The 10,930-nt window shown below is 66.1% G+C and carries 11 protein-coding genes; 7 read left to right on the top strand and 4 right to left on the bottom strand.

All coding sequences use genetic code 11. The annotated features are described in order from the left end of the window. Window positions 1-862 (bottom strand): hypothetical protein (locus BRAS3809_RS06660; RefSeq protein ID WP_035655576.1); only part of this gene is annotated, 862 nt, incomplete at its 3' end. A 439-nt stretch (window positions 863-1,301) separates the two neighbouring features. On the opposite strand from BRAS3809_RS06660, the gene BRAS3809_RS06655 reads away from it, so the two are divergent. Then, entirely contained in the window at window positions 1,302-2,675 is a 1,374-nt protein-coding gene (locus BRAS3809_RS06655; protein ID WP_008961324.1) for an APC family permease, read from the top strand. 4 nt (window positions 2,676-2,679) lie between these two features. Continuing rightward, on the top strand, window positions 2,680-3,915 hold the full coding sequence (locus BRAS3809_RS06650) for a hypothetical protein (RefSeq protein ID WP_008961323.1): 1,236 nt from the start codon (window positions 2,680-2,682) through the stop codon (window positions 3,913-3,915). 62 nt (window positions 3,916-3,977) lie between these two features. Here BRAS3809_RS06650 and BRAS3809_RS06645 read toward each other — a convergent pair whose 3' ends face one another. Continuing rightward, a complete protein-coding gene (locus BRAS3809_RS06645) occupies window positions 3,978-4,202 on the bottom strand; it encodes a hypothetical protein (protein WP_008961322.1) in 225 nt (74 codons plus the stop codon). Window positions 4,203-4,367: 165 nt separating this feature from the next. Then, window positions 4,368-4,721, bottom strand: coding sequence for a membrane protein insertion efficiency factor YidD (gene yidD, locus BRAS3809_RS06640; protein WP_035655572.1), 354 nt, complete (start codon window positions 4,719-4,721; stop codon window positions 4,368-4,370). Window positions 4,722-4,978: 257 nt separating this feature from the next. Between yidD and BRAS3809_RS06635 the strand changes: the two genes are divergently transcribed. Then, a complete protein-coding gene (locus BRAS3809_RS06635) occupies window positions 4,979-5,878 on the top strand; it encodes a COG3904 family protein (RefSeq protein ID WP_008961320.1) in 900 nt (299 codons plus the stop codon). Window positions 5,879-6,278: 400 nt separating this feature from the next. Here the strand turns inward: BRAS3809_RS06635 and BRAS3809_RS06630 are convergent, their stop codons facing one another. Next, entirely contained in the window at window positions 6,279-6,737 is a 459-nt protein-coding gene (locus BRAS3809_RS06630; protein ID WP_008961319.1) for an iron-sulfur cluster assembly scaffold protein, read from the bottom strand. Between the two features lie 241 nt (window positions 6,738-6,978). On the opposite strand from BRAS3809_RS06630, the gene folE reads away from it, so the two are divergent. The 4 genes from folE to BRAS3809_RS06610 all read left to right on the top strand — a co-directional run bounded on the left by folE (window position 6,979) and on the right by BRAS3809_RS06610 (window position 10,838). Next, window positions 6,979-7,686, top strand: coding sequence for a GTP cyclohydrolase I FolE (folE, locus tag BRAS3809_RS06625; protein WP_006612926.1), 708 nt, complete (start codon window positions 6,979-6,981; stop codon window positions 7,684-7,686). A 45-nt stretch (window positions 7,687-7,731) separates the two neighbouring features. Next, a complete protein-coding gene (gene hisI / locus BRAS3809_RS06620; protein ID WP_008961318.1) occupies window positions 7,732-8,157 on the top strand; it encodes a phosphoribosyl-AMP cyclohydrolase in 426 nt (141 codons plus the stop codon). A gap of 186 nt (window positions 8,158-8,343) precedes the next feature. After that, window positions 8,344-9,375, top strand: coding sequence for a transglycosylase SLT domain-containing protein (locus tag BRAS3809_RS06615; protein WP_008961317.1), 1,032 nt, complete (start codon window positions 8,344-8,346; stop codon window positions 9,373-9,375). 287 nt (window positions 9,376-9,662) lie between these two features. Next, a complete protein-coding gene (locus tag BRAS3809_RS06610; protein ID WP_008961316.1) occupies window positions 9,663-10,838 on the top strand; it encodes a DUF2336 domain-containing protein in 1,176 nt (391 codons plus the stop codon). The last annotated feature ends 92 nt before the right edge of the window (window positions 10,839-10,930 follow it).

The following is a 10,930-nucleotide window of genomic DNA, read 5'->3' as shown; positions in this document are numbered from 1 at the left end:
TGAAGAAGCCGGCGCGGTTGCGCTCGATCCAGTTGGCGAACTTGTCGAGCTGGCCATAGACCGCGTCGAGCAGCACCACCCCGCGGACGCGTTCGCTGATGCCGCCGACCTCGAGGCTCCACGCCGCCGGCAGGAACCCGCCGCTGTAGCCGACGATCACGATCGGCATGCCGGCGAAGGTCTTCTCGCTGGTGGGATCGCCGGTCAGCCGGGCCAAATTGACCGCCGCCTCGTCCATGAAGCGCTTGAAGCCGCCCGGCTGCCAGAACTTGCCGGCGCTCGAATCAGCGGCATCGACCGCCATCTGCGGCGCCAGCAGCACGGCGTTGACGCCGGATCCGGTGATCTGCTGCGGCACCAGCTGGCGGTCGCGGACGTCGCGCTCCAGCGTGGCGCCGTTGCCGTGGAAAAAGACGACGATCACGCCGGGCTTGCGGACGTCGAACTGCTCCGGCACGTGCACCAGCACGCGGCTGTCATTGTAGGTCTGGTCCTGCCAATAGACGCGGCCCGAGAAGCTGCGATGGCCACGGCGCTCGCCGCTGGAGACGTTCAGGAATGGTGCGTCGGACGCCGGATTGTTGCCGAAATAGGGGAAGGCCGACGACTTCATGCTGACGAGCGTCGTGAGATCCTCGCGCGGCCGCCCCACCGGCGCTTGCGGCTCCAGCGCCGCAACTCGATAGGGCGCCGGCTTCGGCGCGAAATCGGCGGGCGTATGCAGCCGGAAGCTCTCCTGCGCCGAAGGGAAGCGGTCGCTGAACTGCGGCGCCGGGAATCGCTCCTCGAAGGTCGAGCCTGGCGATGGCGCGGCATTGGCGGCAAGCGCGGCCGGATCGGGCGCCTGGCCGCATTGCGCCAGGACGAGAGCGAGAAGCGCAGCCGCGATGCCAGGGGACGCGCGCCAGGGCCCGCGCGAGCGAAACCTTCGGCACGCCCGCCGACCTCGCCCTGATCTCGGACCGGTCCCGGTCATAGGTCTCCCAAAGACGGGCAGGGCCGCGACGAGGCCCTCCACAACTATCGGTTTCAATCAATCTGCGCCGCCGACGTTGAGGTCGCGTTAAGCGTGATGGACCCGTCGATCCCGTCGGCGCGGGAGGTCACACCATGTCATCGTGTCGCGATTGTGAGACCCGCGACCGCCCGGCGCAATGCGCCAGCGGCTGATCTGACCAAAATAGGTTCTATATTACCGCAAGCCATGGCCATATTTAGCACGCGTTAACTATGATTGAATGGTTGTGCCGGACCATGAGCCTGAAGCTGAAGGGAAGGGGCGTCACGCGCCCGTTGACGAGATGGCTGCAGCCGAGGCTGACGATCACAGTTGGGCGAGCCGGTCGGGCAGCGTCGCAATCCCATCTGTGTCATTGCCGGTCGCCATCGCCATCGTGATCGCCGACATGATCGGGGTTGGCGTGTTCACCAGCCTCGGCTTCCAGGTCAAGGATCTCCGCTCGGGATTTGCCATCCTGCTGTTGTGGACCGTCGGCGGTCTCGTTTCGATCTGCGGAGCGCTGTCCTACGCCGAGCTCGGGACCATGTTTCCGCGCTCCAGCGGCGAATACAATTTCCTGACGCGCGCGTTCCACCCGGCGGTCGGCTTCATGGCGGGCTGGGTGTCATCCACGGTCGGCTTCGCCGCACCCGTCGCGCTGGCTGCCATGGCATTCGGTGAATATGGCCGGGCAGTGCTGCCGGGTGTTCCGCCGATGGCGCTCGCCGTCGGCGCCGTCTGGGGGGTGGCGGTGGTTCAGCTCGGCGGCATTCGCCAATCGAGCCGCTTCCAACTGCTGTCGACTGTACTGAAGCTCGGCCTGATCGTCGCCTTTCTGGTCGCCGGCGCCAGCATTGCAGACCCGCAACCGGTGCGTTTTGCGCCGGCCGCGACCGACATCGGCTATGCCACCAGCGCGCCATTCGCCACCGGCCTCGTATTCGTGATGTACGCATTCTCCGGCTGGAACGCCGCAACCTACATCATCGGTGAACTGCACGCCCCCGAGCGCACCCTGCCGCGGGCGCTACTGGTGGGCACGCTGATCGTGCTCGTGCTCTATGTGGCATTGAATGCGGTGTTCCTCCGCGCAGCACCGCCCAGCGAGCTTGCGGGGCAGTTGCAGGTGGCGAGCATCGCCGGAGCGCATATCTTCGGCGAAACTGGCGGACGCTTCGTTGCGGCGATGATCTGCATCGGGCTGGTGCCGTCGATTGCCGCGATGATGTGGATCGGTCCGCGGGTGCTGATGACCATGGGCGAGGACATTCCGGCGCTCGCGGTGTTCGCCCGCCGCTCGCGCAATGGCGCGCCGGTCTACGCGGTCCTGTTCCAGCTGGCGGTGGCAACGCTGATGCTGTTCACGGAGAGCTTCGAGGCGGTGCTCGACGTGGTTCAGTTCTCGTTGCTGTCCTGCTCGTTCCTGACCGTCCTCGGGCTGTTCAGGCTGCGCGTCGTCCAACCCGATCTGCCGCGGCCGTATCGGGCCTGGGGCTATCCGGTCACGCCCTTGATCTTCCTCAGCGTCACCGGATTCATGATGTACTATCTGGTCGCGGCGCGGCCCTGGCAGGCTGGGCTCGGTGCCGTGGCGATGATGTCGGGATTGCTGATCTATTGGTTCGCCCATGCGCGGCCGCGCGCCGCCCTGTCGGCGACGTCGGGTCCGGATTGAAAAGATGTTACTGCTGCCGAGACTCTGTTTCGCCCTTGCGTGCCTCGTCGTCGCGATGAGTTGTGACGTCCGGGCTCAGACCGTCACCGTGGACGACACCGCGCGCGTGCTGGCGGGCCTGACGCCGCAGGCGGGCTCGCCTCTCATGCCGTTGACGCAGGACGCCGCGTGGCGGCGGCATGCGGCCTTCTTCGACAATGCGTTCAATCAGCTCGAGCAGCGGCAGCTGTCGAAGATCAGGGCCTGGACCGACGCCAACCTCGCGGCGCCGCGGCCGACGATGTTCTATTTCTTCTCGGGGCCCGACTTTCTCTATGCCGATGCCTTCTACCCGAAAGCCACGACCTATGTGATGGCCGCGCTGGAGCCGACCGGACCGCTCCCGGATCTCACCCGATTGCCGCGCGGCGTCATCGGGCCCGAGCTGTCCTATGTCGCGCGCTCCCTGCAATCGATCCTCAGCTTCTCGTTCTTCATCACCAAGGACATGAAGACCGATCTGCGCGAAGGCGAGATCGAGGGGACGCTGCCGATCCTCTACGTATTCCTGGCGCGAACCGGCAAGACGATCCGCAGCGCGGGCCTGATCTGGCTGGATGACGGCGGCAATGTGCATGCAGCGAACGAGCCCCCGACCCGTAACGCGACCAAGGGAGCCCGCATCGTCTTCGCCGGCGCCGACGGCGTCGAGAAGACGCTGTACTACTTTTCGACCGATCTCTCCGACTCCGGGGTGAAGACGAGCGGCTTCCTCAAATTCTGCGAGCCGCTGGCGCCGGGCAACAGCCTGCTGAAGAGTGCGTCCTACCTGCTGCACATGGGCAGCTTCTCCCAGGTGCGCAGCTGGCTGCTGCGCAACAGCGCGACCATCATCCAGGACGATTCCGGCATTCCGCTGGCGAGCTATGATACGCGCGCGTGGCGCTTCTTCCCCTTCGGGCGTTACTCCGGACCGATCGACAAGTTTCCGGACATGTATCAGCCCAGCTACGCGAGGCTGTTCGAACGCGCGCAGCCGCTCGACTTCGGCATCGGCTATCGCTGGCGCACGCGGGAGTCGAACGTGCTGCTGTCGGTGAGGGCGCCGGCTGGCGACGCCACCATTTCGGCGGAGGCCACCGGTCCCGCTGAGACCGGCGCGGCGCCGCGCGCTCGCCGGGGTCCACGTCCGCCGGCGTCAATTCCGAACTACCCGCCGCCACCGCGCCGCGATGACTTCTTCTTCTTTCCGCGGTGGTGAGATCTTGAGTTACCCTGTCGAGTGACCCCGTAACGCACCGTGACCTGGCCTGCCTCCGCGTGTCACCAATGCACGCTCTGGCTCGGCACGATGTAGGAGGTCGTCGTCGGGGGCAGGGTGGTGCTGTCGTCGAGATAGCGCCAGGCGCCGACAATGGCGATCAGCAGCGCGATGATGCACAGCAGGTCGACCTGTCGAACGTCGTGGCTGGTGTGATGGTCATGCGTAGGATCGGAGCCGATGCCGGTGCGGGATCGGCGCGATCTCGGGTGGATCGTCCAGCGCATCGTTGGTCCTCCCAAAAAGGAGTTTCAACATCAATGCAGCACCGCGCGGCGACGTTCCTTTGAACGCGACCGCCCTCATTGATCAGACTAATCCTTGCTCGAAACTTTGCTAGTCCGATTTTCCTCAAATCAGACGATCTTCGCAAAGATCTCTGCTGCGGCGCATCAGGCCGGTCCGTTCACGCCGCGCCAACGTGCGTAGCGCCAAGGCAGATACCAGCTGGCGCCGGCCGGACTGTCAGCCGGGACATTGTCGATGCCCGACGTGCCGAACGGCTGACAACGCAGCAACCGCGCCAGCGTCATCCAGCCGCCGGCCCAGAGGCCGTAACGCGCGATGGCTTCGTCGGCATAGACAGAGCAGGTGGGCACGTGGCGGCAGTTGGAGCCGACCAGCGGCGACAGCGTGACGCGATACAGCCAGATCAGCATGCGCGCGCCGCGGCGCGGCATCTGCGACAGCAATCCTGACAGAGTGTGCGCTGAATGGCATGTCGGGTCAGTGCATGAGTGCTTCATGGGCGCGCTGCCGTACGGATGTGCGCACGATGAGCAGTTCCTCGGCAGGAACCAAGCGCTCGCGTGCTCGTGTGGTGATGTGATGCAACAATGGCCGGTTTTCAGCAGCGCTGCGGTGCGGCGCACCTGGACGGTCAGGAATTGCCCGGATACGATTCCAGACAACGATGTGACAGAGTCATAACGGATTTGAGGCCGATTTGTCAGGTCTGCCAGCGAGGACGACGGGGAACTGCATACCGAGCGGGGGGAACGGAGTGCGCGTGAAATTGCTGCGGTCGCGTGGATTGCGCTGGATGCTTCTCGGTGTTGCAGCGCTGGGCATGGTCCTGAGTGGCGCGGGTTCCCTCCTGTCCAACGCCGCGCGCGCCGGCGGTGCGATGGAAGAGCGCAAGCTTCCGATGCGGTTCAGCTGGGTGGCCTGTGAGCCGAATTGCAGCTGGGTCAGCGCGGTCGGTATCGTCACCAGCGACAGTCCGAAGGATTTCGAGGACTTTGCCCGTGACCGCGATCTCAGCGGCGCGACGCTTGTGCTGGATTCCAGTGGTGGCTCGGTCAACGACGCGATCACGCTCGGCCGCCGCTTCCGCGCGCTGAAGATGCGCACCACGGTCGGCACCACGCAGCGACCCAGCCGCGCCAACGAACGGCCGCGGATCGTGCCGGAGGCCTATTGCGAGTCGATGTGCGTGTTCCTGCTGCTCGCCGGCACGAACCGCTATGTTCCCGACACAGCACATGTCCGCGTTCACCAGATCTGGATGGGCGACCGCGCCGATGACGCCAAGGCGGCGAGCTATTCGGCTCAGGACCTCATGATCGTGGAGCGCGATATCGGCCGCCTCGCCAAATACACCTTTGACATGGGTGGCGCCGGCGACCTGCTGCTGCTCGCGCTGAACGTCCCGCCGTGGGAGGATCTGCACGAGCTGTCCCGCGCCGAACTGCGTTCGACCAACGTGATGACCACGGAGCTGCTCGCCGACGTGATGCCGCCCAGGGGCACGACGCCGGTCGCCGAGGTGGTGTCGAAGCGGGCGGAGCCGGGCCAGGCCAAGCAGCAGGACCGCTTCTCGGTGTCCTACGAAAAACCGCTCTCGCGCACCGCCGAAGCTCTGCCTCCGGCGACGGTCGCTGCTACGCCGCCGCCGCAATAGGATCGGCTACGAGTGCCGCCGCTGCGGCCGGAGTCAGCGACAGCGTCCGCCTGAAAGGGCAAGCATTGGCGACATCGGCTCTCAGGAGCCGTATCGGTGACCTCCGGATGTCGCTCCAGTCTTGTTCTGCGGGCGCAGGCCTCCACTCATCCCCGTGACATCAAATCTGAGGCGCGCTCCCTCCACATCGTCATTCCGGGGCAGCCCGCAGGGCTGAGCCCGGAATCCATGACCCCGCGCGGTCGTGGGACAAGGACAAGCGCAACCGTCATCTCGGATCAAATGCCGGCCTGTGGTGATGGATTCCGGGCTCGCGCTGCGCGCGCCCCGGAATGACCCGGAGAGGGAGTATGCCGGCCGGGTGGCTCGTCGGCTGTCGGCTCACGCTGCAGAGCCGGACTCAGCCCGTTGCGGCCTCGGCCTTCGCCCCCGCCTTCGCCTCGATCTGGCCGATGGCGTCGACCACTGCGTCGAAGGTCAGCATCGTCGAGGCATGGCGAGCCTTGTAATCGCGGACCGGCTCGAGCAGGGCGATGTCGGCCCATTTGCCCTCGGGCGGGGCGCCGTTCTCCTTCAGCATCCGGCGGACGGTGTCGCGCAGCTCCCGCAGTTCGCTGGCGCTGGAGCCGACGACGTGGCGCGCCATGATCGAGGACGAGGCCTGGCCCAGGGCACAGGCCTTCACGTCATGGGCGAAATCGGTCACGACCGGGCCGTCCATTTTGAGGTCGACCTTCACCGTGGAACCGCACAGCTTGGAATGGGCCGTGGCGGTCGCATCGGGGTGCTCCAGCCGTCCGAGACGCGGAATGTTGCCGGCCAGCTCGATGATGCGCTTGTTGTAGATGTCATTCAGCATGTTGTCTGACGTCCAAGAGATCCTGCCGGAATTACCGGCGGCTCGGCCTTGGCGGCCGGGTTTCATCGCCCTATATTGCGACTATATGGAAACGATTGGCAGGAATTCCAGCCACATCCACACGCCCTGGGCGCCGGAAGCGCCGGGCTTGCGGGTACCACCTCTGCAGGTGACGCCGTCCAAGGTGACGCTCTGCCGGTGACACTCCGGTCGGTCCGCCGACCGGTCGAACGGAGACGAGATGGACACTTTGATCAAGACGCTGCGCGCCAACAAGCCCGAGGGTAAGCCGTCCGAAACCAAGTTGACGGGTGAGCGACCGGCGGAGCTCGATCCGGCCGAGTTTCTGGCTGCGGCGGTGCGCCCCGACCGTCCCCGGCCGTCGCGTGCCGAGGCCGAGGCCGCCGTCTACACGTTGCTCAATTACATCGGTGAGGATCCGACCCGCGAGGGGCTGATCGATACGCCGCGCCGGGTGGTCGAGGCCTATGACGAGCTGTTCCAGGGCTATCACCAGTGCCCGGCCGAGGTGCTCGACCGCACCTTCGGCGAGACCGCCGGCTATGACGACTTCGTGCTGATTCGCGACATCGAGTTCACGTCGCAATGCGAGCATCACATGATGCCCTTCTACGGTCGCGCGCATATCGCCTACACGCCGGTCGAGCGCGTGGTGGGCCTGTCGAAGCTGGCGCGGCTGACCGACATCTTCGCCCGCCGGCTGCAGACCCAGGAGCATCTCACCGCGCAGATCGCAGCCGCGATCGACGAGGTGCTGAAGCCGCGCGGCGTGGCCGTGATGATCGAGGCCGAGCACACCTGCATGTCGGTGCGCGGCGTCGCCAAGCATGGCGCCGTCACCTTCACCAGCCGCTTCACCGGCATGTTCCGCGACAACCCGGCGGAGCAGTCGCGCTTCCTGTCCATGGTGCGCTCGCCGCAGCGCTGAGCGCAGCAGAGTTCAGCTGTTTCGGGCCTCGATCAGAGAAATTCCGTGTCTTCATCCTCGGCTGAGCGCGAGGAGGGCGTTGCCTTCCTCCCGAAATTCGACGCCGCCGGTCTCGTCACCTGCGTGACCACCGACGCCGTGAGCGGCGACGTGCTGATGGTCGCGCACATGAACGACGAGGCGCTGCGCAAGACCATCGCGACCGGCGAGGCCTGGTACTTCAGCCGCTCGCGCAATGCGCTGTGGCGCAAGGGCGAGAGCTCGGGCCAGACCCAGCGCGTCGTCGAGATGCGCACCGATTGCGACCAGGATGCGGTGTGGCTGCGGGTCGAGCAGCGCGGTGCGGCCTGTCACACCGGCCGTCATTCCTGCTTCTATCGCAAGGTCGAGAAGGCGGGCGATGGCGAGTCGCGGCTCGTCTTCGTCGATGCGGACCGGCTGTTCGATCCGGCTGAGGTCTATCGCAAATAGGTCGGTCAGAGAGCCACGCGAGCGCGCGCCGGTGGGTCAGAGACCTGCATCCGGGGATCGCCGGACTCGTTCATTGGCCTTGTCAGTTCTGTCAAATTAACCGGCCATTAACCATCAAAGCCGCATTTTGCCTGATGTTTCCGGCGCGTTCGTCTGCCAGCGAATCTGCAAACAGCGGGTCTTCCCATGTCGGTCGACGCATCCAATTCCTCGCCCACCGGTCTCCTCGACAACGTCCGCGCCAAGGTCGCCGGCGCGATCAAGCAGGCTGCGGATACGGTCGGCACCAGCTTCGAATATCTGTTGTCGACGGCCAAGATGGAGTCGGACTTCAACCCGACTGCCGGCGCATCGACGTCGTCGGCGCGCGGGCTTTATCAGTTCATCGACCAGACATGGCTCGGCACCGTCAAGCAGGCGGGCCCCGATCTCGGCTATGGCCAATATGCCGACGCCATCACCCGGACGTCGTCAGGCGACTATACGGTGAGTGATCCCGCCATGCGCCAGGCGATCATGAAGCTGCGCGACGACCCCAAGGCGTCGTCGGCCATGGCGGCGGCGCTGACGCAGTCCAACAGTTTCCAGCTCACCGGGATGATCGGCCGGCGGCCGACCGATGCCGAACTCTACATGGCTCACTTCATGGGTGCGGGCGGCGCGGCGAAGCTGATCACCAGCGCCCAGGATACCCCGAATGCCTCGGCGGCCCGGCTGTTTCCCGGCGCAGCCGCCGCCAACCGCTCGATCTTCTACGATCGCGACGGTGAGGCCCGCAGCGTCTCCCAGGTCTATTCGGTGCTGAGCTCGCGCTACGCGGGCGCCGCCAACTCCTCGGCGACGCGCGGCGCCCTGGCGCTGTATGGTGGATCGACCAATGTCGCGGCCAATGCCGCCGGCGGTGGTGCGCTGCCGACCACGGACACCGCGACCTTCCTGTCGATGTTCCCGGATGCGCGGGGATCGTCGCAAGCCGCGTCCGCAACCACAGCCGACGCCTCGGCGGGGCGGCCGGCCGATCCGATGTTCCGCTCGCTGTTCCAGGTCGATGGCCAGTCGGGCCAGACCGTCTCGCCGACGGTCCGCGAGTTGTGGGGCCGCTCCTCGGTGGCGAGCGCCGGCTCCGGCGATGGCACCAGCAGCAATAATGAGGGCAGCGGCAGCGGGCAGCGCCGGCTCGACCTGTTCAGCGATCGCAACGGCACGTTCTCGGGCTGAGGTGACGCGTATCTGCTCCGGCGCGCATCCAAGAGATTGATCCGACAGTATTAATCCGGTGATCCCGCGTCGCTTGGCGCGGTGGCCCGCCTGTGCATGCCGTCCGTCGAACTACTGAGAAATGGGGCAGTTTTCGGTAATGGAGTAATCAATCCGGTCGAGGCTTAACAAAACATCAACAAAACCAGCCACTTATGGTGAACGCTTTGTTAAGCGTCGTGGTTTATTTTCGGTGTTGTTGAGGCCCTCGTGGCCTTGTTTGCAAAGTTGCGTAAGCCGGAAAGACCATGATCGTTCGGCAGTTTCTCAGTTGGGTCAGAACCGCACCCGCAGGCGAGCGGGCAGAGGCCACCAGGGCTCTCGCGCGGGCGTGGCTGGTGTCGGATCTCGGCGAGGAGGATCGCTGCGCCGCAGAGGGCGCGCTCCTCATGCTGCTGGATGATCCGTCGCCGCTGGTGCGGCAGGCCATGGCGGAGGTGTTCGCGCGCAGCGAGGACGCCCCGGCCGCCATCGTCCAGGCGCTCGCCACCGACCAGCCCTCCGTGGCCGCGATCATCCTCGAACATTCGCCGCTCCTGCTCGATGCCGACCTCGTCGACATCGTCGCGACCGGCAACTCCGAGACGCAATGCGCGATCGCGCGGCGCATCGGCGTGCCGGCGCCGGTCTGTGCCGCCATCGCCGAGGTCGGCAGCGCGGCGGCCGCGCTCGAGCTGATCGAGAACGCCTATGCCGCACTGGCGCCGTTCTCCTGGGATCGCATCGTCGAGCGCCACGGCCATCTCGCCGCCATCCGCGAGGCCATGCTGGTGCTCGATGATCTGCCGGCCGCAACGCGCGCGGCGCTGGTCGACAAGCTCTCGCAGACGCTGGCGCAGTTCGTCGTCGCCCGGAACTGGCTCAGCGCCGACCGCGCGGAGCGTGTCACCAACGACGCGCGCGACCGCTCGACGATCACCATCGCGGCGCGTTCGCGCGGCGAGGAGCTGCGCGGCCTGGTGCAGCACCTGCGGGTCACTTCGCAGCTCACGGCGGGACTGATCCTGCGCGCGCTGCTCTCGGGCAATGTCGAGCTGTTCGAGATCGCGCTGTCGGAGCTCTCCGAGATGCCGCGGGCACGGGTGGCGGCGCTGCTCAACGACCGCGGCCGCGCCAGCCTGCAGGGCCTGCTGCGCAAGGCGGGCATCCCCGACACCACGTTCGATGCGTTCGCGATCGCGCTGGAGGTCTGCCGCGAGAACGGCTTTGCCGATACGCTCAGCGGCGCGGCGATCCTGCGCCGCAAGATGGTCGAGCGCGTGCTGACGCATTGCGCCACCGATCGCGACGCGGCCGAGCCGCTGCTGATCCTGCTGCGCAGATTCGCCACCGAATCCGCCCGCGACGCCGCCCGCGAGTTCTGCGACGAGGTGATGGCCGAGGATTTCGTGGCCGGCCTGGAGTTCGGGCTGATCGCGGCGTGAGGTTGCGTAGCCCGGATGAGCGTAGCGATATCCGGGTTCTCCGAGGCAGCTCGCGTGACCCCGGATGTCGCTTCGCTCATCCGGGCTACGAA

Source organism: Bradyrhizobium sp. STM 3809, assembly GCF_000239795.1.
Taxonomy (GTDB): domain Bacteria; phylum Pseudomonadota; class Alphaproteobacteria; order Rhizobiales; family Xanthobacteraceae; genus Bradyrhizobium.
Note: the sequence above shows the minus strand (reverse complement) of the source record. Positions and strands in the feature narration are given on the sequence as shown.